Raw genomic sequence first — 21,692 nt, forward strand, 5'->3', positions numbered from 1 at the left:
TTAAATTGAAACTGAAAATATTTCCGATTTTTTTTGGAATACCCTTAAAAATTACTACTACATATATTTTTATTAGCTAATAATGTTTGTGATAAGATGGATTTAAAGCAGATTTATGTTAACAAATTTAAAGGCCTTGTTAGAAAAGAGCGGGACCAAGAAATAAATTTTCACAAAGAAGAGATTAAAAAACTTGGAATAAAGCGTGAAAATGTTGGAAGGGCGATTTTAAATTTAAATGGAAAAGTTCTTCGAGAATTCTTTGGAGAATACGTTGTAAGATATGGAAGACGTGAAAAATTTAAGAAAACTGACATTTCTGTTGGAGACGTTGTTTTAATAAGCAGGGGAAACCCACTCCAAAGCGACCTTTTAGGAACTGTAATTGAAATCGGGTCAAATCACGTCGATGTTTCGATGGAAAATGTTCCAAAATGGGCTTTAAATGATATAAGAATCGATCTTTACGTAAATGACGTTACATTTAAAAGAATGCTGAATGCACTTGATAAATTTAACTACACCGATAATCGGCTTATCGACATTATTTTAGGAGTAGATGGACCAGAAAAATCCAAAAAAACAGAAATTCGATTTTTAGATTATAGTTTAAACGAATACCAAAAAGAAGCTGTTTTAGAAGCCCTCTCTGCAAGAGATTTATATTTGATACACGGGCCTCCAGGAACTGGAAAAACAAGAACCATTTCTGAAGTAATTTTACAGGAAGCCCTGAGAAAAAACAAAGTCATTGCAACTGCCGACTCGAATATCGCGGTTGACAACATTTTATCAAACATTTCAAAGTACGAATCATTTAAAATCGTTAGAATCGGACACCCATCAAGAATTTCTAAAAAATTGATGAAATATTCCCTCCAAAATAAAATTACGGAACATGTTGATTACCAAAAACTAAAAAAAATGAAAACAGAACTTCAAAAAAATTACGACCTGCGTAAAAGTTTCAAAAGACCGGACCCAAAATGGAGAAGAGGAATGACTGATGACGATATAATTATTTTTTCAAAATTAAATAAGGATATAAGAGGAATCCCGAAAGAAACTATTAAAAAAATGGCTGATTGGGTAATTTGTAGTGAAAATATCGCTAAATTAAAAGAAAATATCCAAAAATTTGAGAAAAAGATAATCGATGATATCATATCAAACAGTGACGTTGTTGTTGCTACAAACTCGATGGCAGGAAGCGAGATGTTAGAAGATTATAAATTTGATGTCTGTGTAATTGACGAGGGAAGCCAGTCAATGGAACCTTCTTCATTGATTCCAATTGTAATTTCGAGAAAATTGATTATTGCCGGAGACCACAAACAACTTCCACCAACTGTTCTCAGTGAAGAATTAGAACTTAAAAAAACACTTTTTGAAAGGATGATTAACCAGCACAAAGACTTTTCAAAAATTCTTCAGGTTCAGTACCGGATGAACGAAAAAATTATGAAATTTTCAAATGAAATGTTTTATGAAAATAAGCTTATTGCTCACGAATCTGTAAAATCGCACAATTTACTTGATATTGTACAAAATATCTCAAAAGAAGATAAAGACATCATAAACAAAAAGCCTCTTCAATTTGTAAATGTCAATGGTCAGGAAAAGCAGGATTCCTTTAAATCTTCTTACAACGTTGAAGAAGCTGAAAAGGTAATTGAAATTATCTCAAAACTTCAAAAATATGACATTCCTGTAAGTATACTCACTCCTTATGATGCGCAGGTCAAATACATCTCTAACAGATTAAACACTGACGAAATAGAAGTAAAATCCGTTGATGGGTTTCAAGGCCGGGAAAATGAAGTAATAGTAATTTCTTTTGTTCGAACTGATAAAATGGGATTTTTAAAAGACCTCAGAAGATTAAACGTCGCAGTTACACGGGCAAGACGAAAGTTGATAGTTATCGGCTCCAAAAATTTATTGATAAAGGACGATGCATACTCAAAATTTTTAAATTGTTTCAATGATAACCGATAATCAAAAGAAAAGATTGAATATTTCCCGAAATAATCAAATAATACCGCGTTATTCCTTTTCTTTTTACGACCGAATGATTTATATATGATAATATTTTATTTAGTTTGATAATTATTATTCTCTATTTTGTATAACTATTTAAAACTTAAAAATTTAAAAAATACGAGAGGTGTCTATCCTTATGACAAAAACAAGTGCAATACATTCCCCATTTGAAGCTCCAAACACGATTTCCCTTGTTGCGGGAACCGGAGATTCTAACAATCCGTTAAACTCATTTGACATGGCACTGTTGAAATCAGGTATCGGAAACTTAAATTTAATCAGAATCAGCAGTATTATGCCACCAAAAGCAGACATTATTCCACTCCCAAAAATACCGCAAGGTTCACTCGTCCCTACAGCATACGGTTACCAGATAAGTGAAATAAAAGGCGAAACCGTTGCAGCAGGTATCAGCGTTGCGATTCCAAAAGATAAAGAATTATGCGGCCTTATCATGGAATACGAATGCATCGGCGGTAAAAAAGAGTGTGAAGACACCGTTAGAAACATGGCAAAAGAAGGTTTTGAAATGAGAGACTGGGAAATCGACGAAATCATTTCAATCGCTTCAGAACACACCGTTGAAAACATCGGATGTGCATTTGCAGCAGCAGCTCTCTGGTACAAATAAGATAATATACCTGTAAATCAGAATATCATAAAATTTCACATATGTGGGATATTGAAACTATGATTTTAAAAAGAAGTGTCCAAAAAAGCATAAAACTTAAAAACGCTAAAAGAGGCGAGACCGTTGAAACAGTTAGGAAAACACATCATCCTCGAACTTTGGGGATGCGAGAGTCAAGCCCTGGATGACCAGCCAGGCATAGAAAAAATGCTTGTTAATGCAGTAAAAGCATGCGGAGCTACATTAATCTGTGTAAAAACACACAAATTCTCACCACAAGGGGTAACCGGGGTTGCAGTATTATCTGAAAGCCACATAAGTATCCACACGTGGCCGGAACTTGGATACGCTGCAATGGATGTATTTACCTGTGGAGAACACGTTAGACCGGAAGATACAATCCCAGAAATTGAAAAATTCTTAAAACCTGAAAAAACAGATATTATGGATATTAAAAGAGGAATTATTGATGATGAGGAGGTGAAAGAATGAAATTCGATGCATGGTATACAGAACCACAAACTGAAAATTTAAGCCTTTCAACTAAATTAAAAGATATCCTTTACGTTGGACAGTCCGAATACCAAGAAATTCAGGTTCTTGACACTTACGAATTTGGAAGAGTTTTAATTTTAGAAAACACTTACCAGACTACAGAAAGAGATGAATTCATATACCACGAATTGATTTCACATCCTGCACTCTTTACTCACGGAAACCCTAAAAAAGTTCTTGTTATCGGCGGCGGAGATGGAGGAAGTGTTAGGGAAGTTTTAAAACACAAAAGTGTTGAAAAAATAGACTTCGTTGAACTTGATGGACAAGTTGTAGAAGTTGCTAAAAAATTCCTTCCAACCCTAAGCTGCGAAATAGATAACGAGAAAGTAAACACGATTATTACAGACGGAATAAAATACGTTGCAGAAACTACTGAAAAATACGATGTAATACTTGTAGACTGCCCAGACCCAGTAGGCCCTGCTGCAGGATTATTCGAAAAAGAGTTCTACAACAACCTCTTCAAATGTTTAAATGAAGACGGAATCATGGTTCAACAGACCGAAAGCCCACTTTTACACGAAAAATTGATAAATAAAATCAAAGGACACTTAAAAGATGCTGGCTTTTCAACGATCAGACCCCTTGTATGCAGTATTCCAACATACCCCAGTGGATTCTGGAGCTTTACATTAGCTTCAAAGAAAAACGATCCCTTAAATTCAGATGTTTCAGAAATTGAAAACAAATTAAAAGGTATGGTTACAAAATACTACGATCAGGACGTTCACAAGGGCGTATTTTTAGCTACACCCCGATACTTAAAAGATTAATTCCTAACTTTTTTATTGTTTATTTCTTTGGTGATATCACATGTATTTTGAAGATTATTCCAAGTTTATTGCCGCTTATGATAATTTTAACGATGCTGATTTTGTTATTTTTGGAATCCCATTTGATGCTACTACATCCTACAAACCAGGAGCAAGATTTGGACCTGACGAAGTTAGAACTGCTTCATGGGGACTTGAAACATTTAGCCCGATTTTAAAGAGAGATTTAATCGATGTAAAAATTTGCGATAAATACAATCTTTTAATGGAAGGAAACCAGTCTGAAATAATAAACAGGGCATACAACGCTTCAAAAGAAATTTTAGAAGCTAAAAAAATCCCTGTGATGATTGGTGGAGAACATTCCGTAACTTACCCTGTTGTAAAAGCCGTAAAATCAGTTTACGATGACTTTGCAGTAATTCACTTTGATGCTCACTGCGATTTAAGGGACGAATATATGGGAAATGAACAGTCCCACGCAAGTGTTATAAGAAGAACTTATGATTTAACAAAAGATATCTTCCAGTTTGGTATTAGAAGTGGCGACCAGGACGAATGGGAATTTGGATGGGAAAACACCAATATTTCAATGGAAATGCCTACAAAAGACGATATCAAAAAAATTAAAGAACTTGAAAAACCAGTTTACGTAACAATTGACATCGATGTACTCGATCCTGCATTTGTACCGGGAACTGGAACTCCTGAGCCTTGCGGATTTACTCCAAAAGAACTTATAAACTCGCTTTATCTTTTGGAAGAAATTAAAGAAAATATCGTTGGTTTCGACGTGGTTGAAGTTTCACCTCATTACGACATTGGCAAGATTACATCTGTTACAGCAGCAAAAATCATTCGTGAATTGATACTCACCATAAGCAAATAATACGTCAATTTTTGCAAAAATACGCGTTAATACAAAATCAAATGTTAAAATTTAAATATAAAAATAAACATATCTGTAAAAAGTAAGAATCGTGGTGATATTTTGGTATCTAATAATGTAATGAAAACTATTGAGGAAATAGAATCACAAATCTCCCAAGACACTAGGTACATCGAACTTGTAACAACTGTCGAATATTTAATAAGTCTCGTTTCAGAAGATAAAAAAGAAGTATTTAGAAAAGCTTTAAACGATGCTGAAAACGTTGAAGACGTAAAAGAAGTATTAAATGCTATAAAATTACAAATCGGATCCCAAGGCGCTAAAAAATACCTCGGAATTTAATTAAAACACCTTTTTCCTATTTTAACTGTTTATTGAAAGCATTATAACGCCCCCAAGAATCATTACAATTCCCGCGATCTGAGGAAATGATAATTGCTCTTTTAAAAAAATTACTGCCAAAACCGTGGTTATTGCAGGGCCAATTGACGATAAAGGCACTACAACACTTGCTTTTCCTTTATTCAATCCATAATAAAGCGCAAGCGTTCCAAGTATCACCAAAACTGCCGCAATAACCCCATAAATTAAAACCTTGTTTGGATAATCGAGTAAGCTCCGGCATTTTCCACCAAATAATATAACGCATAAAACTATTCCAACAATATTTACAATAATCCACTGAAGATATGGGTCTTCATTTGAAACAACTTTTGCAAAAAAAGTGCCTACCCCGTATAAAACAGCAGCAAGTATTCCAATCATTACTCCATCCATACCCTGCCCCCGAAAAATTAAAAAATTAAATTAAATGTTTATTGATTTTGCAGTCCTTACATTTTCTATTTTCTTGATTTCATCTAACACGTCTTCTGAAATCATGTGGTCAACATCTAAGAACATTATACTGTGTCCCCCTGGCTCTTTTCTTCCAACTTGCATTCCTGCAATGTTTATTCCGTGTTCACCAAGGAGCACCCCAACTTTTCCAACCATTCCGGGTCTGTCGATGTGTTTTATAATACAAATTGTTCCTTCAGGTTTTATATCCATTCTGTATCCATTGATTTCCCTGAAAACAACTTCATTGTGTTCAATACTTCCGATTATTGAAATTTCGTCATTTTCTCCTTTAGCAACAATTTTTATCGAATTTCCGTAGTCGCTTTCGGCCATTGTTCCTTCTGCAATTTTGATGTTCCTGCTTTTTGCAATTACTGGGGCGTTTACTAAATTAACACCTGCAAGCAATATCGGGGCCAAAATACCTTTTAAAAATGACCTTTTAAGTATTTCGGTCTTTTCTTTTGCAAGTCCACCCATGTAAGTAATTTCTAAAAGTTCTATCGAATTATCGAGGTACTGTATTGCCATAGAACCCATTTTTTCAGATAAAATCATGTATGGTTTTAATTTTTTCATTTTTTCAGTTGGAACCATTGGGAGGTTTACAACGTTCTCTGCAGATTCTCCTTTTAATATTTTAACGGTTTGTTCTGCGACAATCGTTCCTGCACTGAGCTGTGCTTCTTCTGTTGAAGCCCCCTGGTGCGGAGTTCCGATTAAATTATTAAGTGTTAAAAGCGGGCTTTCTTTTGGAGGTTCTTGCTCAAATACATCGAGTGCAGCTGCTTTAATTTTTCCACTGCTTAATGATTCATAGAGTGCATCTTCATCGATTAAACCGCCTCTTGCACAATTCATGATAACCATATTGCTTTTCATGAGTGCAATCTGCTCTTTTCCAATCATGTGTTTTGTTTTAGGGGTTAATGGAACGTGAAGGGTTATAAAGTCACTTACAGTACACAGTTCATCTACAGTTAATAATTTTATTCCAAGTTCTGATGCTACATCTTCTGGAATGTATGGATCATATGCAACAATTGTCATTCCAAAAGCTTGCGCTCTTTTTGCAACTTGCTGTCCAATTCTTCCAAGTCCAACAATTCCGAGAGTTTTTCCGTAAATTTCCATTCCTTTAAATGATTTCCTGTCCCACTCGCCCCGTTTAATCGATGCAGTAGCCTGAGGAATATTTCTCGCTGCTGAGAGCATCATACCAAATAAAAGCTCTGCAACTGATATTGACGATGCATCTGGCGCATTTACTACAACTACTCCTTTTTCAGTTGCAGCGTCTAAATCGACGTTATCTACACCAACACCTGCTCTTGCAATGATTTTTAAATTCTCTGATGCTTCGATAATTTCTCTTGTAACAGTAGTTCCACTTCTAACAACGAGTGCATCTACATCTTTAATTTTTGATTTTATCTCTTCGACTTGTAAACCCGTTGCAACTTCAACTTCGCCTGCCTGTCTTAAGATTTCAACAGCGCTTTCATGCAGCGGGTCTGTTATAAGTATTTTTGACATTTAATCACCTAAATGAATACAATTTACTACACATCTCAAATTACACAAAATAATTATGACTAATAATTTAAATAACTACTCGAACTAACCTAACTGATAAATATCATGATAACAAACTTATAGAAAAATTACGGTGGAATTGATGTACGGAATTTTAGTTTTGGAAGACGGCACAATTATCCAGGGAAATGGATTTGGTGCAGAAACCGAAGTGCTCGGTGAACTTGTATTTAACACTTCCATGACAGGATACGTTGAAATATTAACTGACCCCTCATACAAGGGCCAGATTGTTACAATGACGTATCCTTTGGAAGGAAATTATGGTGTCGAAAAGGAATGGTTTGAAAGTGATGGAATTAAAGCAGAAGGATTCGTTGTAAAGGATATGACTGGAAAAGAACTCGATGAATTCTTAAAAGAATACAATATTCCGGGAATTTCAGGCGTAGACACGAGATACATTACAAGAAAAATAAGATCAAAAGGGGTTATTAAATCCCTCTTAAAAACATCCACCAACCCGATAACTGAAGATGAAGAAAGAGAATTAATTAAAAAGGTAGTAACTTATCCAGATATTTCAGAAATAGACCTTGTTCCAGAAGTATCTACAAAAGAAACAGTTGTATACAACGCAGACGATGAAAAAACAAAGTGTGTACTTATTGATTGCGGTGTAAAACAGAGCATTGTAAACTGCCTTGTTGAAAGAGGATGCAGCGTTATAAAAGTTCCATACAACTGCAAAAAAGAAGAAATTTTATCATACAGCCCAGACTTTGTACTTGTTTCAAACGGTCCTGGCGACCCTGAAAAAATGTTTGAAACAGTCGATATAGTTAAAAATTTAATTGGAACAATTCCAGTTACAGGAATTTGTCTTGGACACCAGATTATCACAATAGCACTTGGCGGAAAAACTTACAAGTTAAAATTCGGTCACAGGGGCGGAAACCAGCCTGTAAAAGACATGGAAACTGGAAAAGTATACATAACATCCCAAAACCACGGGTTTGCAACAGACACGACCGTAGTTCCAGCAGGTTCTGAATTGATGCACGTGAACTTAAACGACGATACCGTTGAAGGAATAAGAAAAATTGGATCATGTGACCTCAAAAATACCGTATGGAGTGTTCAGTACCACCCTGAAGCTGGCCCTGGACCGCATGATGCAAGATTCCTCTTTGATGAAATGGTCGAACTTGGAATTAAATTTAAAGCAGAAAAAGCAAACTAACTTTTTAAACTACTACTTTTTTAAAAATTTAAGATAAACTTTGAACATGACTTTATTTTTTAGCTTGAAACCAAAGGAAAAAATCATGAATCCACAAATTAAAACTGCTGCTCTTGACTCATCAAAAAAAACCCTTGATTCGATATATCAAAAAAATGAAATTTCAAAAGAAATTTATGAAAAATTATCAGAACTTCACGATGTTAGAAACAAGGATTTTGATGAATTTTTAGCATATCTAAAAATGGATAATAATACTCAAAACCTGAAAAAAGAAAAAGCAGTAGTTGCATTTAGTGGAGGCGTAGATAGTAGTGCATCAATAATTGTTGCAAAGAAAATTTTTGAGATTTATGCAGTTACCGTGCGTTCTAAATATATAATAGATGCAGAAACTGAAAAAAATGTATCGGAACTTGGAAAACTGTTAAAAGTTTCGCATGAATTTATCGATGTAAATTTGGATTCTATTTTTGAAGATACCAAATCTGGAAAATACCACCCTTGTGGAAGATGTCACAGCACAGTTGAAGCGGAAATCTTAAATTATGCTGAAAAAAATGGCATAAAATACATAATATACGGGGACATGCTTTCGATTGGGTATTTATCGATTAAAAAAATTGATAAAAAAATTATTCGTATAAATATTCCATCATTTTTATCAATGGCTAAGGATGAAAGCAGAACTATTTTAAAAGAGTTTAAAATTACCATAAATCAGTCTTACGGCTGTCAGCTAATTAAAAAAGCGCATAAACATAAAAGCATGCAAAAATTTACAATTCAAAGGATATTAAGGGAAGTAAGGGCCCAAGTCATTACTCCTGAAGAAGGTTTAAAAAATATACTCGATGTTGTTAAAATTTAACTACTGTATCGCAATTGAAACTGAAACACCGTCTTTTTTCATTTTGTTTAAAACAAGATTTTTCATTTCAAATTCTTTCATTCCAGTAATTTCTGAAATTCCAAGAATCGCACAGGGTTCAGAAACTCCATATGTTCCAATCGTTTTAAATACAAAATCTGACTTTTTTAATGGATATTTTGAATAGATTTCATTTATTTCATCGATTTCAAAGATAAACAGATTTTTATCAAATCTTTCAGCAGTTTTTAAAATTCCGTATTCATCTTTTTTAACGCTTACCGTAGAAATTGCATCGATTCTCCATGGGGATATGTCTCTTAAATAGAGTGCTTTTTTAACTGCCCAGTAAACTTTGCTCTTTTCGATATTTTTTCTTGAACCTAAACCCAAACTTACGGTTTTGGGTTTTAAAATTATATCATCAATTAAAACATGATTTTCGTTGTGAACAGAAATATTGTAAGAATTTAACAGCTTTTTTGAAGTTTTCCAAGCTTTTGGAATAACTAAATCAGGTTTTTCGGATAAAACTTTTTTATTTATCAAAAGTATGTCTTTTTTCAATGGATTTTCTAAAAAATAGATTTTTGATAGTTCATCAATCCCAATTTTTCCATTAACATCTGTTGCAGTTGTTTTTACAACGTTTAAATTTAAAAAATTTCCAATTAAGTCTGAAAAATAGTTTCCCCCGCCGATATGGTTTGAAAGAAGCGGTACCACGTATTTTTCTGATTCATCCATTAAAATTACAAAAGGGTCTTTTAACTTGTCATTTTGAATTTCCGGAATATATTTTCTTAAAACAATTCCTGAAGCCATTATAAAAACAAAACCAGTTTCATTCCCAGTTATTTCAAAATCTTTTATGTTAAAAACTTCGTTATCATAAAAATAGTAATTAAAAACCGATTTTACATCGTTTGCCAGTTTTTCGGCATTTTCTGTAATGTAAACAATTTTTATCATCATAACCCCGAAAGATGAAATTTCAAAAAATAATTAATTTTAAAGAAGTTTTGCAGCAACTTCTTTTGCCTGCTCCCTTTTTTCTTGTAAATCAGTCATGAATTCAACTAATTTCTGGTAGCATTCTTTTTTACAGGTTCCACAGGTTAATTCTCCGCTTTTACACTGTTCATATAATTTTTTAAGTTCTTTATCATTTTCTATTAAGTGGTAAGTGTATAATTCATACACGACACACTCTTCAGGAACTCCACCAAGTTTTTTCTGCTCTTCAAGAGTCTCTCGCCCGCCAGTTTTACATGACATAACTTTTTTCTTAAATGATTTTGTTGGTTCATCTGAAAGATATATTGCGGTTTCAGGCTTTGATGAACTCATTTTTCCGCCCAAAAGGCCAGTTATAAACCTGTGGTATGTTGAAGATGGTGCAATAAATTTAAAATCTTTGTATCTTCCAGCAATATCTCTTGTAAGTCTTATGTGGGGGTCCTGATCAATTCCAACAGGAACTACAACTGGAACCTTTTTTTCAAGCTGAGGGTGGAGTATGTCTGCAACCTGAACAATCGGTGCAAAAACGTGCCCGATATTTGTTTCCCCACTAAATCCGTAAATTCCTTTCATTTCAGTGAAATTTACCCGTTTAGAAAGGCGCATTGCAAGGTCTTTTACTGTTTCATTTTTTGATTGAAGATAAACATTGATTTTTTCTGGATCGAGTCCTAAAGCAATGTAGTTTGTGATGTATTCTTCAATTGCAAGCTTTTTAGTGGTTTCAAAATCCATTCCTCTTGCCCAATAAGCTTCTAAATCTGCAATTGGAATGTATATGTCTGCACCGTACTTTTGGTAGTATAAAAGCTGGTCAACAACCATTTTGTGTCCAAAATGCATTTTTCCAGAAGGCATCATTCCAGAAACTACTGTAAAATCTTTCCCATTATTCATAGCATCTGCAATTTTCTGAAAATCTCTGTGCCCGAACACAATACCTCTTTTCATGAAACTGTGCGGTTCTTTTAGCGTGTTTACAATTTCAGAAATTGGATTTACACCAAATTGCTCCATTGTCTTTTTATAGTCTAAATCGTCCGAAACATCCCAAGGAGTAATCAATATTTCACCTTAATTAAATCAAATACAATTCTTAAAAATTATTCGTAATTTTCAGGCAGTTTTGCAGCGGTTTTGTGGCATTCTGAAAGACCGAGTGCAGCTACAGCACCAATTATACCGCCATCACCAGTAACTTCTATAAGTTCAATGTTGTTTCTCATTGCAACCATTTTAGCCTCGTTTATAGGAACCATTTCCCGTTTAACTTTCATGGTGTACAGTTTCATGCTTTGGGAAGGAGTAAGTCCCCTGTAAATTGCAATTGCAGTTTTTTCTGAAAGTGTTTTTTCTTTTAAAAGCTTTTCAATTTCTTTTCCGATTTTATATTTGTATTCTGGGTAAACCGCAAAAGTGAGTGCAATTGACACACAATTTTGTGTTTTATTTGGGTTTCCAGGGAATAACTGGATTATCGTGTGGTCGACGTAAAAACCCATTTTGGATTCTTCAATTAAATTTCCAATTTCATTTGCTAAAACCCAAGTGGCACCTTCTTCTTTAGTATCGGTATCATCTATTCCAACAGTTATTTTTTCCATTTTGGGAGTCTGGATCATTCCCCGTCCAAGTTTTGACCCGCCACCTTTTTCGATTAATTCTGCGGCAACTACATTTTCTGCATTTTTTCTTAGTTCAATTCCAACTCCTGCACCTGCAAGACCTGCGTAAACAATGTGAACATTGCCATCTTTTAAATAAATTTCTTCAATTCCTGCTGCACTGATTGATGGAACAAGTTTAAGGTCGTTTTTCCCATTTTTCAAAATAAAATGGTGCTTGTTTCCATTTCTCCATGCTGAAACAATTACTGGGGAGGTTCTCTGGTACTGGTACATCAGCCATTCTGAACCACTTGGGCACGGGTGTTCTTCGACAAGTTCAGTTAACCCCAGTTCCTCGTCAACCATTGCAATAATCCGTTTATAAGATACATAATCAGTCATATTCTCACCAAATTAAGCTCCACGTTCTTCAAGGTAGTTCGTGATTTCGTCGTAAATTAAATCGAATAAATCCTTTTCGTAATTGGATATTTTTTTATCTATATCGGTTCTTGAAAGAGCGTAGTTTAAAATTATTAATTCGAGTTCTCTTTCAATGCCTCGCAATTTCCTGTCGAGTCCGACCATTCTATTGTATATATCCCATTTTAATGAATTATCAACAGAAATATTTAAGTTTTTCAACTTGTGAAGGCAGCACAACAACTCATCATAGTTTGAAATTCTTTTGTGCGAATGCAATTTTCTAAGGTGCGTTTCAAGGTCATTTAATTTATGAGTATACGCCCTAAGTTCATTATCTAAAAACTGAATTTCGCGCACATTTACAAGGTCCCTGTCAAGGTCTTTTAGCGTCTCTTCTAAAATGCATATTTCATTATACATTCCCACATAATTTTTAAAAACATCTTTTAACTTTGAACTTTCTTCAAATTGGGGGTCTTTTAAAAGTATGAGTTCCGCGAGTTTTTTTAACTTCTTGTTGTATTCTGCCATAGTTTCACTTGGTCGAATATTAAGATTTAAAAGTTGTTGAATCTTAAATATTTCAGCAATTTTTATTTAACATGTCTTATATTTACCAAAACGCCGTGAGTTGCTTTCTTCATTTCTTTTCCGCTCATTAATGCTCTTCCAACACCCAATACATTATTATTTTTTATGATAACTACTTCATCGTTTACAGAAATCGCATCATCAGCATTTCTAAATCCTGGAGCAAATAATGAACCTTTTTTAACGTCAAAATCAACTTCTACCCAGTTTGTTTTACCGAGAAGTTCTCCACCTTGCGAAGTAAGTACAAAAAGGCCGTTATCATTAATTGAAGCCAATTGAACTGTATTTTTGCCGTCTTTTATGAAGAATTTAACATGTCTTCCTTTTATCATTACGTCTTCAGGTAAAAAGTTCTTTCCAAGCTGGAATTTTGCAAGTTCTTGATAATTGTGAAGTCTCTGTGCACGTTTTGATTTTGTATCAGCAGTTTGATCTAATTCTTTTAAGATATTTTTTAAATTTTTTAACGAATTGTCAGACGTTGGGTCTCCATCTGAAGAAATTATGTAATCTTCATCGATATCCAAAATTTCGAGGTAGTGTTCTGGAAGATGTGCTATTATCTTTACTTCTTCGAATTTAGATTTTGCGATTTCGATATAATTTTTCAAATATTTGTTTATAAACTCTATTTCATCATGGCTCCAGTCTCCAGTTACAGGAATATCATAATCCACGAGTCTTTCGAGTGCTCTTGGAACTACCCCATAAGGTGAAGTTAAAATCAATTCTTCTACGGGCATTCTTACTGAATTAATTGCATTTATGAAGAACTGGTGGCTTTTTGAATATGAATACGGTTTTTTTGATGAACACGGCAAAAGTATGATTACATTTGTATATGGTTCGTAATTTTTTGCCCTTTCGATGTATTTTTGAACTTCTGGAATTTTTGTTTCATCAATTGTTACAATTATTTTATTATTTTTTGAAATTGGAATATTTGTAAGTTCGGGTTTAAACCGCCTGTAATTTGACCTTAAATAAGGGTTTGAAATCGTGGTTTCCTCTACGAGATTTCTTAAAGAACCTGTCTCGATACAGAATTTCACTTCTTCTAAAACCTGATCGATTATAGATTCATTGAATTTTTTTAAACTTTCAAAATCTTCTTCTGATTTTATAAGTCTATTTTTACTAAATTTGTAGCCTTGTGCTGCATAATAACTTGCAGACGAATAATCAAAATAATCTGCACCCATGTAAACGAGCAGTGGAATTTCCAAAGGCATTGCACCTGGAACATATATTCCAGAATTTGGAGAAATAATTTCTCTCACTTTTGGGATAATTTCAATCATTTCCCTTCTTTTTACCATCTGTCGAAGGTCGGAAATTACGTAAACATCCATGCCTTCTTCAATATCAATTAAATCAGCATATTTTCCAGTATTTATTATCTGGTAGCTTATTTCACTTTTTCTCACATATTCTGATTTATTTAATTTTACGAGTTCTTCTGCAACTTCCCTTGGTGCGTCAAATGGAATTTTTAACGCGCTCAGGTTAGGAACTGTTATCTCAAACTCGATTATTTTCGGGGTTGTCGCGGAAGAAGTTAATTCGTGTTTCTCCTTGCAAATTCTTCCTATATCGTATAATACCGGCTCTAACATCTAAACACCTTTTTAATAAAAAATAAATAAAAATTAAAACTTAAAATCTGATTAAACTTTTAAACTTAAAATATATATTTCTACATTATTAAGCTATCCAAAGGGCTATTTGATACGTGATAAAGACCTCTATTAGTGCTGCGATAACAAATAATATTACAGAAATTAAAAAAATCCGCAAAGAATCTTTGAAATAATCAATATAATGCTTTTCTTTTCTGAATTTCTTGATTACACTCATTGAAAGAATCAGGCCTGAAGTGGCGGCTAAAATAAGTGCAGGAATTTCAAAAATTCCATGGGGCCCGATTAAAAGTATAAATTTTAACGGCTCTGTTAAATAAAGAACATAAGCGAGTAAATATGAATTTACCGCGATATTTATAAGTGCAAAAAACATAATGATATATGTAAAAGCTGCAACAAAGAGGTTGTTTGCCAAAATTATTGTAAATATTTCGATAGGACCTTTATCATCTATTGAAAAGCTCTGAACTTTTATTTTAAATGTTTCATACATCAAATTTCCAAAATAACGGAATTGAAACATGTCATAATAAATAAATACGTAAGAAAGTAGAAATGTTGCCAAAAATATAGTCGAAACTAAGTAAATTGTATTCTTGTGCCTTTTTAGTGCATCAAAAATCTCTAAAATTTCGTAAACTTCTTTACTCATGGTACCCAAGCGTGATATTGTGACTGAATCTTTAAAAAATAAATGCAATTCATCGAATAAAAACATGTTGGAAAGTGATGTTGTCAAACTTTTGTCTGATTTGGGCGTTAATTTTGACAATATGCTAAAATGCGGAATGTACATGTGCATCTGCGATGAATCCGAAAAAAAAGAAATTGAAACTAAATTTCTGAAAATCATGGAAAAACAGATTAAAAATCCAAATGTATCGACTCTTTTAATATCTGCAATTGTCATGGATGAAAGGGGAAGAAATGGTGGGCTTCCATTCGATTACAATAGTGATCCGACTTATGTTTACGCAGATGAAGTTATCGGAATGGCAATTGCAAATGAAATCGCGGGAACTAAAGCTACATTTAATTTTAAATGGTACGATGCAAAAAAACCAGGAATTATTGGAAAACTCGATAAAGAAGGCTACATGTTTTTAGATGATGCTGTTGCAGGGTTTGTTGCGGGATGCATGTCCAAGGTATTTGAATAAAAATTTAAAATAACGCCTGAAAAAATTTCAAAAATTAAAAACAAAAACAATATCTTTTTTTAATACCTCGGGTAAATAGTATAAAGAGAACTTATAATTTCAAGAACGGGAAAGCTATGGAAATTGAAAGACTTTATAAAAAGATAGTCGAATTAAGAGAGAATAATTCTGATAAATTTCAGGTACTCTCAAAGCATATCCAGTCAATGCCTGAAGATATGTTTGATTACATCTTAAAAAGATTGGAAAAACAGATTGAAATTGTAAAAAAATACGGAATAGAAATAAGGCCCGCGATAGACCCATTTGTTTCTTCAGAACTTGGGATATACAGAAGACTTGATGATTTAGAACTTGGTGAACTTCTTGATTATCCAGAATGCTGTGTAAAATCATTTTCTGACACTGCACGGTACGGAATTGATTCTGAGCATTTAAAAGAAGTCGAAAACATGGAATTTGACGAAGATACTTATGCAATTATACTTCCATCAGGATTCATTCCATGCAGTATCAATTGTAAAAAAGCCATTGATAATAAATTGATTGGAAAAATAGATAAAGAAACTTACGATAAACTTTTAAAATTAGAAGAAGAACTTTTTAGAGAATTGCCACACTATCACGGGGCTTATGATGAATATTTTGAAAAAATAATTATAAAAAAATAAAAAGGGTTGAATCTATGTATATTATCATTGCGGGAATGGGCAGAGTTGGAATGTCACTTGCAAAATCACTTTCCGGAAAAGGACACGACCTTGTACTGCTCGACCAGAACAAAAAAACATGCGAAGAAGTTGCAAGTGAAATCGATGCCCTCGTAATCAACGGGGACTGTACTAAAACGAAATCGCTTGAAAACGCAGGAATCGAAGATGCGGATATATTTATCGCAGTTACCGGAAATCAGGAAATTAATCTGATCAGTGGATTAATTGCAAAAAAATTTAACGTCCCAAAAACTATTGCAAGAGTAAGTGAACCAGATTACAAGGACGTATTTGAAAGTCTCGGGATTGGCGTTGTAATTAGCCCTGAACTCGTTGCAGCAAACTATATTGAAAAATTAATCGATAGACCTGGTGTTGTAGACCTTGCAATAATCGGAAGAGGAGATGCAGAAATTTTAGAACTTATAATCCCTCCAGCTTCAAAAGTTGCAGATAAAAAAATTAGGGAACTTGGCGGAGCAAAAGACTACGTCATAATTGCAATTTACGAAGGAAACGAACTAAAAATTCCTGATGGGAATACTGAACTAAAAGCATACGATAGAATCATAATACTTGCGAAAACATCATCGTTAGATGAAGTTAGAAAGGTCTTTTCAAGCGAAACAAGGGAATAATTTAAGAATAAACCCCGTAAAAAAACATAAAATACAGTAAATACTTTAAAAAATTATTTTAAATAATTTAAACAGAAATTCGCAATTTTTTCAGGGATATTTACAAAATTCATCATTCCCCTAAATTGAGGAGTTATATTTGCTTCTAAAATGTAATTTTTATTCTTCGAAATCAAAACATCCATTCCAACAATATCTGCACCTAATTTTTTTACGGAATCTAAAACCATGTCTTCAATATCTTTTGATAAGAGAAATTCCCGTATTTCCGCACCGCGAGAGTAATTTGCCTTCCAGCTATTTTTTGGAATTCTTTCCATCGACCCGATAATTTCGTTATCCAATACGAAAACCCGAAGGTCGTGGATGTAAGGAATGTATTCCTGAACAAAAAGTTCGTCTTTTTCTCCCAATTTACTAAAAACTTCGATAAATTCGGATTTTGAAGTTATTTTAAAAACTCCGTCCCCATATCCCCCATATATTGGTTTTAAAACAAAAGGAACTCCAAAATTATTATCGATTCTATTAAAAATTTCGGTAATGTCTTTTGAATATGTTAAAAACGATTTAGGGGATATTTCTTTTAATTTTAAGTACGTGAGATATTTATTCTGGCACGTTTGAATGGTTTCAGCAGAATTTATAACAGGAATGTCTTTTGAAAGGTATTTTAGTGCATAAATTCCCTCGTTTAAAAAATCTCGCTCAACTCTTGATAAAATTAAATCAAATTCATACCGTTCAAAACCTGAAAAAACTTCTAAAGGGTCGATAAATTCAACACTACACTTTTTCCCAAGTTCTTCAAAAATCATCAAATTTTCAGGCGTTTTTTTGTGGGCCAATATTCCTATCTTCATAAAAATCCCTATTTTACAATTTGAACGTTTATGGACTCCAAATCCCCGCCCATTATGTAGGATAATTTTAGTTTAACAGTTTCTGCATTTAATTTTCCATTTATCGGAATTACAAGAGGTGGGTTTAACATAGGCGTTGCTCCAGAGATTAAATCTTCTTTTAATTTAGTATACGTGTTTAATCTTACGGCCGGATTTTTTACATCTTCTCTTAGATTAAATTCGAGTAAATATTCCACGCTTTCTTCATTTACCTTATAAAAATTGATAGTATCATAAACAATTTCGTTTGAAACTTCTTCTGATGTTACTTCTTCATCGTAATAAATGTGGCCCATTTTTGATTTAACCAACTGTGCAGAATTATAAACTTCTTCTGGAATTATTATTCCGCCATCTTTTAATAAACCCCTTTTAATTATCGAATTTAAAACAGGAACCTGCGGTTCGGTAATTAATCCGGTGTCAAGAAGTTCTGCAATTACAACATCCGCTTTTTCGGGAAATGGATAATATGCTGCGTCATCTTCGATAACTTTAATATTTTTAAAATTATTTTCTTTTACATTTTCTTTGGTATATTCTGTTGTTATTGGGTCCAATTCTACTGCGTAAACCTGTTTTGCAGTTCTTGCCGCAATCATTGCAAGAATCCCACTTCCAGTTCCAAGGTCAAATACTACGTCCCCTGGTTTTACCGTGTCTTCGACTGCTTCTTTAAATACTGAAACTCGTTCATCATCTAAAAGCATGCTGTAGTGCCACTGAGGTACAGACAATTTTAATTCCACTAATACCACCAGAATTTTATTTAAAAATGAGATATGCAGAAATGATATATTAACATGCCTGAGTGTAAACTGTTAAAAATAGCAAAAAAATGTAAAAATGTAAAAATGTAAATATAACTAATATAAAAAAAACTTAAAATGGCGAAAATATAGGTAATCATTCAAATTTTAGGGAATATTCTCCTACAATAATTTCAGACAATATTTCGTTTCCTGAACACATTCTATGAATTTTTTTAGAGATTTCGTTTAAAAACGCGGTTAATTTAATTCCTTCGTCTATATTTTTGGGAACAATGAAAAGTTTCCCGTTTGGCCCCAAATCACGAATATAATTTCCGTTTGCAATAATTTCTTTTTTATGAATTATTTCAAAATTTAACATAATATCCCCTCAAAAACAATGTATATCTAAAAAATAATTAAGACCTAACCAAAACATCTTTTAAATATGCCAAAAGTATAATTAAATCATTTAATGGGGAATTAAAAACTATATTAAACGTTATTTTAGTACCACACTTAAATTATGAATTTAATCAGTATATAAAAGTATAAGTGGTGTTAAAAATATAAAAAATAAAAATTAAATTGTAAACTTTTAAATGAATAGTGGCGGGTTTTTTCCAAAAAATTCTTAAAATGGTAAATAAAAACACTACATCATAAAAACCTTGGCAGACTATCGGTAGTTAATTCAATATTGGTGTTTCTTATGGAAAAAGTAGTAATTACAGTTGATGAATTAAAAAAAATGGTAAGAAATAACGAAGAAGATAAAATTGACGAAGTTGATGTCGTAACTGCGGGAACTTGCGGGATAATGTCTGGAACTTTAGGAATATTTCACATCCCTCTTGGTGAATCATTTAAAAAAGCTGAGAAATTTTATTTAAACGGAATTGAAGGGTATCCTGGACCCTGCCCGAATGAATTTTTAGGAAGCGTTGACTGCACAATTTACGGAACAAAACATCATGGAAACTACGGCGGCGGTTTTTTATTTAAAGATTTAATCTCTGGAAAAGAAGTCGAAGCGGTAGTTGAATCAGGTGGAAAAACGTATAAAAAAATGTTAAAGCTAAATGATATGCCAACTGCAAAACTTATTGGAACAAGAAATGCATTTAAAAATTATGTGGCATTAACAAACACTGGAGAGCCAGTAAACACGATATTTCATAGAAAAATGTTAAAATCAGGCGAAGCCTCGTTTTCGGGTTGCGGGGAACTAAATCCGCTTCAAAACATGCATTCTGGTGAAAAATATCTTACTGGAAAAAAAATACTTGTAAATGGGGCATACGGTCTTATTTTAGGATATGGTACCCGTTCTTCAAAAGAAAAACCAAATTTAATGATTTCAGCAGATATGCATGAAATGGATGAATACTACATTGGTGGATTTACTACATCCGAAGGTGCAGAGATTTTTAACACTATTGCAGTCCCAATTGAAGTAAACGAAAAAAATAAAGAATATTTAAAAACGCTTGATTCTGAAATAGAACTTCCATTAACAAACGTGTTTGGAAGAACGAGTCTTGGTTCTGGAAAATATTCCGAAGTATGGGAAAATGCTGAATTAAGGCCTAAAGTTGATATTAACAGGTGCAGAATTTGTGATTCTTGTGAAGCTCAAAAAATGTGCCCGACAAATGCAATTGTAAGACTCGACCATTTGGGAAAAAGAACACTTCCAAACGAAAACTGTTTTGGATGCGGAGTATGTGTTGATTCTTGCACTTATGGAGTATACCAGATGGATAGAAAAAGTATCATGGGCATTCCAATAACCTGCAGGCAGTCGGATAGAGTTAGAGCACTAAAACTTGCAAAAGAACTTAAAAAACGAATTGAAAAAGAAGAATTTGAAGTATAAAAATTATTTTAAAATTAAAAATTAATTATTCATTATTTTCAAAATCCGTATTTTCTTCTAATTTAATTTCTTTTTTGGATAAAAAATAATTTGTATAGCTTCTGTATTCAAATACTGTCAAAAACATCTGTAAAAACGGCATTGCAAGTACAATAAGAGCTATTGCAAGCATTAATATTATTTTTTGTGTAAATATGCCGATTAATACGGGGAATAATAATACAATAATCACCGGAAGAACTATCAATACTGAAACAATCGATACTGCAACGAGTACGAGTACATATTCGATTGATATTTTTGAAATTACTTCTTTTACGTCAAAAAATCCCATGAATTCCTTTTTATCCACGAAATTAATCATTGCAAGTGATATGTAAAGTGATTCGCATATCGACAGTACAAAAGATATTAAATTCATGAACATGTTAAAAAGCAGCATGTTTGAATAGGTGTCATTTGTTATTAAGAGTATAACAAAAGGTGCTGTAATTACAAGACTTATTATTCCAAATATGACCTGTAAAACAAAAATTCCCACTAAAAAATACGCCCCCTTCTTTAAAAGTTCCTTGAAATTTTCCCATTCAGGAAGTTCGAAGCTGCCCTGAAGAGTATTTTCAATTACATTCATGTAATATCCGCCGATCAATACCGTGAAAACTACACCAATCGTTGCAATTATAAGTCCAAGTAAAATTCCGCCAAGAGACGTAAATAATGCAAATTCAGGTGCGATGTCCATTACAGAAGGAATTAAACTTGCAAACATTAGAATAATTCCAAATACAATCCCGCCTATCGAAATTATCTGGAAAACTCCCCCTACAAATATTTTTTTAGGGTCAGACCACGCGTACTGCAGTGGGTCTTTTATATACTTTTCAAAAAACATGGTTTTCAACACCCGCGATGTTATTATAATTTAATTTTGATATAATTGATTAAATTATTTTTCTTTT

24 protein-coding genes are annotated in these 21,692 nt (G+C 33.2%); 12 read left to right on the top strand and 12 right to left on the bottom strand.

Annotated features, from left to right (window positions below; all coding sequences use genetic code 11):
* The first annotated feature begins 96 nt into the window (after nt 1–96).
* The 6 genes from ACS5L2_RS07640 to ACS5L2_RS07665 all read left to right on the top strand — a co-directional run bounded on the left by ACS5L2_RS07640 (nt 97) and on the right by ACS5L2_RS07665 (nt 5,239).
* Nucleotides 97–1,998: an IGHMBP2 family helicase gene (locus ACS5L2_RS07640; RefSeq protein ID WP_459201416.1), complete on the top strand. Its 1,902-nt coding sequence runs from the start codon at nt 97–99 to the stop codon at nt 1,996–1,998.
* 181 nt (nt 1,999–2,179) lie between these two features.
* A complete protein-coding gene (locus ACS5L2_RS07645; protein ID WP_459201417.1) occupies nt 2,180–2,674 on the top strand; it encodes a pyruvoyl-dependent arginine decarboxylase in 495 nt (164 codons plus the stop codon).
* 123 nt (nt 2,675–2,797) lie between these two features.
* Nucleotides 2,798–3,166 (top strand): adenosylmethionine decarboxylase, encoded by a 369-nt coding sequence (gene speD / locus ACS5L2_RS07650; protein ID WP_459201418.1) that lies wholly within the window; start codon nt 2,798–2,800, stop codon nt 3,164–3,166.
* A complete protein-coding gene (gene speE / locus ACS5L2_RS07655; RefSeq protein ID WP_459201419.1) occupies nt 3,163–4,005 on the top strand; it encodes a polyamine aminopropyltransferase in 843 nt (280 codons plus the stop codon). Before speD ends, speE begins: the two co-directional genes overlap by 4 nt.
* Before the next feature lie 40 nt (nt 4,006–4,045).
* Complete coding sequence (gene speB, locus ACS5L2_RS07660; RefSeq protein WP_459201420.1) at nt 4,046–4,894, top strand: agmatinase; 849 nt, start codon at nt 4,046–4,048, stop codon at nt 4,892–4,894.
* Between the two features lie 102 nt (nt 4,895–4,996).
* Nucleotides 4,997–5,239, top strand: coding sequence for a hypothetical protein (locus ACS5L2_RS07665; RefSeq protein ID WP_459201421.1), 243 nt, complete (start codon nt 4,997–4,999; stop codon nt 5,237–5,239).
* Between the two features lie 21 nt (nt 5,240–5,260).
* Here the strand turns inward: ACS5L2_RS07665 and ACS5L2_RS07670 are convergent, their stop codons facing one another.
* Both ACS5L2_RS07670 and serA read right to left on the bottom strand, forming a co-directional pair.
* Nucleotides 5,261–5,674 carry an EamA family transporter gene (locus ACS5L2_RS07670; protein ID WP_459201422.1) on the bottom strand — a complete coding sequence of 138 codons (414 nt, stop codon included), beginning with the start codon at nt 5,672–5,674 and terminating at the stop codon, nt 5,261–5,263.
* Nucleotides 5,675–5,704: 30 nt separating this feature from the next.
* Nucleotides 5,705–7,276, bottom strand: coding sequence for a phosphoglycerate dehydrogenase (gene serA / locus ACS5L2_RS07675; protein ID WP_459201423.1), 1,572 nt, complete (start codon nt 7,274–7,276; stop codon nt 5,705–5,707).
* Nucleotides 7,277–7,418: 142 nt separating this feature from the next.
* On the opposite strand from serA, the gene carA reads away from it, so the two are divergent.
* Nucleotides 7,419–8,519, top strand: coding sequence for a glutamine-hydrolyzing carbamoyl-phosphate synthase small subunit (gene carA / locus ACS5L2_RS07680; protein WP_459201424.1), 1,101 nt, complete (start codon nt 7,419–7,421; stop codon nt 8,517–8,519).
* An 85-nt stretch (nt 8,520–8,604) separates the two neighbouring features.
* Complete coding sequence (locus ACS5L2_RS07685; protein ID WP_459201425.1) at nt 8,605–9,390, top strand: 7-cyano-7-deazaguanine synthase; 786 nt, start codon at nt 8,605–8,607, stop codon at nt 9,388–9,390.
* Here the strand turns inward: ACS5L2_RS07685 and ACS5L2_RS07690 are convergent, their stop codons facing one another.
* The 6 genes from ACS5L2_RS07690 to ACS5L2_RS07715 all read right to left on the bottom strand — a co-directional run bounded on the left by ACS5L2_RS07690 (nt 9,391) and on the right by ACS5L2_RS07715 (nt 15,335).
* Nucleotides 9,391–10,362 carry a cobalt-precorrin 5A hydrolase gene (locus ACS5L2_RS07690; protein ID WP_459201426.1) on the bottom strand — a complete coding sequence of 324 codons (972 nt, stop codon included), beginning with the start codon at nt 10,360–10,362 and terminating at the stop codon, nt 9,391–9,393. It abuts the gene before it with no gap.
* Between the two features lie 39 nt (nt 10,363–10,401).
* Entirely contained in the window at nt 10,402–11,478 is a 1,077-nt protein-coding gene (locus ACS5L2_RS07695) for a tryptophan--tRNA ligase (protein WP_459201427.1), read from the bottom strand.
* Between the two features lie 38 nt (nt 11,479–11,516).
* Nucleotides 11,517–12,422, bottom strand: coding sequence for a methanogenesis marker protein 11 (gene mmp11 / locus ACS5L2_RS07700; RefSeq protein WP_459201428.1), 906 nt, complete (start codon nt 12,420–12,422; stop codon nt 11,517–11,519).
* A gap of 12 nt (nt 12,423–12,434) precedes the next feature.
* Nucleotides 12,435–12,977: a hypothetical protein gene (locus tag ACS5L2_RS07705; protein WP_459201429.1), complete on the bottom strand. Its 543-nt coding sequence runs from the start codon at nt 12,975–12,977 to the stop codon at nt 12,435–12,437.
* A gap of 62 nt (nt 12,978–13,039) precedes the next feature.
* The gene (arcS, locus tag ACS5L2_RS07710) at nt 13,040–14,656 is read right to left on the bottom strand and encodes an archaeosine synthase subunit alpha (RefSeq protein WP_459201430.1); all 1,617 of its coding nucleotides are present in this window, start codon (nt 14,654–14,656) and stop codon (nt 13,040–13,042) included.
* 88 nt (nt 14,657–14,744) lie between these two features.
* Nucleotides 14,745–15,335, bottom strand: coding sequence for a stage II sporulation protein M (locus tag ACS5L2_RS07715; protein WP_459201431.1), 591 nt, complete (start codon nt 15,333–15,335; stop codon nt 14,745–14,747).
* A gap of 19 nt (nt 15,336–15,354) precedes the next feature.
* On the opposite strand from ACS5L2_RS07715, the gene ACS5L2_RS07720 reads away from it, so the two are divergent.
* The 3 genes from ACS5L2_RS07720 to ACS5L2_RS07730 all read left to right on the top strand — a co-directional run bounded on the left by ACS5L2_RS07720 (nt 15,355) and on the right by ACS5L2_RS07730 (nt 17,194).
* Nucleotides 15,355–15,843 carry a phosphatidylglycerophosphatase A gene (locus ACS5L2_RS07720; protein WP_459201432.1) on the top strand — a complete coding sequence of 163 codons (489 nt, stop codon included), beginning with the start codon at nt 15,355–15,357 and terminating at the stop codon, nt 15,841–15,843.
* Nucleotides 15,844–15,959: 116 nt separating this feature from the next.
* On the top strand, nt 15,960–16,514 hold the full coding sequence (locus tag ACS5L2_RS07725) for a DUF483 domain-containing protein (RefSeq protein WP_459201433.1): 555 nt from the start codon (nt 15,960–15,962) through the stop codon (nt 16,512–16,514).
* Nucleotides 16,515–16,528: 14 nt separating this feature from the next.
* Nucleotides 16,529–17,194 (top strand): NAD-binding protein, encoded by a 666-nt coding sequence (locus ACS5L2_RS07730; protein ID WP_459201434.1) that lies wholly within the window; start codon nt 16,529–16,531, stop codon nt 17,192–17,194.
* 53 nt (nt 17,195–17,247) lie between these two features.
* Here ACS5L2_RS07730 and ACS5L2_RS07735 read toward each other — a convergent pair whose 3' ends face one another.
* The 3 genes from ACS5L2_RS07735 to ACS5L2_RS07745 form a co-directional block, all read right to left on the bottom strand.
* A complete protein-coding gene (locus tag ACS5L2_RS07735) occupies nt 17,248–18,057 on the bottom strand; it encodes an ATP-grasp domain-containing protein (protein WP_459201435.1) in 810 nt (269 codons plus the stop codon).
* Nucleotides 18,058–18,065: 8 nt separating this feature from the next.
* Nucleotides 18,066–18,848: a 50S ribosomal protein L11 methyltransferase gene (locus ACS5L2_RS07740; protein WP_459201436.1), complete on the bottom strand. Its 783-nt coding sequence runs from the start codon at nt 18,846–18,848 to the stop codon at nt 18,066–18,068.
* 157 nt (nt 18,849–19,005) lie between these two features.
* A complete protein-coding gene (locus ACS5L2_RS07745) occupies nt 19,006–19,233 on the bottom strand; it encodes a hypothetical protein (RefSeq protein WP_459201437.1) in 228 nt (75 codons plus the stop codon).
* Between the two features lie 330 nt (nt 19,234–19,563).
* On the opposite strand from ACS5L2_RS07745, the gene ACS5L2_RS07750 reads away from it, so the two are divergent.
* Entirely contained in the window at nt 19,564–20,730 is a 1,167-nt protein-coding gene (locus tag ACS5L2_RS07750) for a methanogenesis marker 16 metalloprotein (RefSeq protein WP_459201438.1), read from the top strand.
* A 25-nt stretch (nt 20,731–20,755) separates the two neighbouring features.
* Here the strand turns inward: ACS5L2_RS07750 and ACS5L2_RS07755 are convergent, their stop codons facing one another.
* Nucleotides 20,756–21,625 (bottom strand): DUF4013 domain-containing protein, encoded by an 870-nt coding sequence (locus tag ACS5L2_RS07755; RefSeq protein WP_459201439.1) that lies wholly within the window; start codon nt 21,623–21,625, stop codon nt 20,756–20,758.
* Nucleotides 21,626–21,692: the final 67 nt, after the last annotated feature.

The organism is Methanococcus mangrovi, assembly GCF_054506835.1.

What these genes read in the sequence shown, in the direction of transcription:
- ACS5L2_RS07705 (WP_459201429.1), bottom strand. Translation starts at nt 12,977, where the DNA reads ATGGCAGAATACAACAAGAAGTTAAAAAAACTCGCGGAACTCATACTT.
- ACS5L2_RS07745 (WP_459201437.1), bottom strand. Translation starts at nt 19,233, where the DNA reads ATGTTAAATTTTGAAATAATTCATAAAAAAGAAATTATTGCAAACGGA.
- ACS5L2_RS07715 (WP_459201431.1), bottom strand. Translation starts at nt 15,335, where the DNA reads ATGAGTAAAGAAGTTTACGAAATTTTAGAGATTTTTGATGCACTAAAA.
- ACS5L2_RS07670 (WP_459201422.1), bottom strand. Translation starts at nt 5,674, where the DNA reads ATGGATGGAGTAATGATTGGAATACTTGCTGCTGTTTTATACGGGGTA.
- ACS5L2_RS07645 (WP_459201417.1), top strand. Translation starts at nt 2,180, where the DNA reads ATGACAAAAACAAGTGCAATACATTCCCCATTTGAAGCTCCAAACACG.
- ACS5L2_RS07730 (WP_459201434.1), top strand. Translation starts at nt 16,529, where the DNA reads ATGTATATTATCATTGCGGGAATGGGCAGAGTTGGAATGTCACTTGCA.
- speB (WP_459201420.1), top strand. Translation starts at nt 4,046, where the DNA reads ATGTATTTTGAAGATTATTCCAAGTTTATTGCCGCTTATGATAATTTT.
- ACS5L2_RS07685 (WP_459201425.1), top strand. Translation starts at nt 8,605, where the DNA reads ATGAATCCACAAATTAAAACTGCTGCTCTTGACTCATCAAAAAAAACC.
- serA (WP_459201423.1), bottom strand. Translation starts at nt 7,276, where the DNA reads ATGTCAAAAATACTTATAACAGACCCGCTGCATGAAAGCGCTGTTGAA.
- mmp11 (WP_459201428.1), bottom strand. Translation starts at nt 12,422, where the DNA reads ATGACTGATTATGTATCTTATAAACGGATTATTGCAATGGTTGACGAG.
- ACS5L2_RS07750 (WP_459201438.1), top strand. Translation starts at nt 19,564, where the DNA reads ATGGAAAAAGTAGTAATTACAGTTGATGAATTAAAAAAAATGGTAAGA.
- arcS (WP_459201430.1), bottom strand. Translation starts at nt 14,656, where the DNA reads ATGTTAGAGCCGGTATTATACGATATAGGAAGAATTTGCAAGGAGAAA.
- ACS5L2_RS07640 (WP_459201416.1), top strand. Translation starts at nt 97, where the DNA reads ATGGATTTAAAGCAGATTTATGTTAACAAATTTAAAGGCCTTGTTAGA.
- ACS5L2_RS07755 (WP_459201439.1), bottom strand. Translation starts at nt 21,625, where the DNA reads ATGTTTTTTGAAAAGTATATAAAAGACCCACTGCAGTACGCGTGGTCT.
- ACS5L2_RS07690 (WP_459201426.1), bottom strand. Translation starts at nt 10,362, where the DNA reads ATGATAAAAATTGTTTACATTACAGAAAATGCCGAAAAACTGGCAAAC.
- ACS5L2_RS07735 (WP_459201435.1), bottom strand. Translation starts at nt 18,057, where the DNA reads ATGAAGATAGGAATATTGGCCCACAAAAAAACGCCTGAAAATTTGATG.
- speE (WP_459201419.1), top strand. Translation starts at nt 3,163, where the DNA reads ATGAAATTCGATGCATGGTATACAGAACCACAAACTGAAAATTTAAGC.
- carA (WP_459201424.1), top strand. Translation starts at nt 7,419, where the DNA reads ATGTACGGAATTTTAGTTTTGGAAGACGGCACAATTATCCAGGGAAAT.
- ACS5L2_RS07725 (WP_459201433.1), top strand. Translation starts at nt 15,960, where the DNA reads ATGGAAATTGAAAGACTTTATAAAAAGATAGTCGAATTAAGAGAGAAT.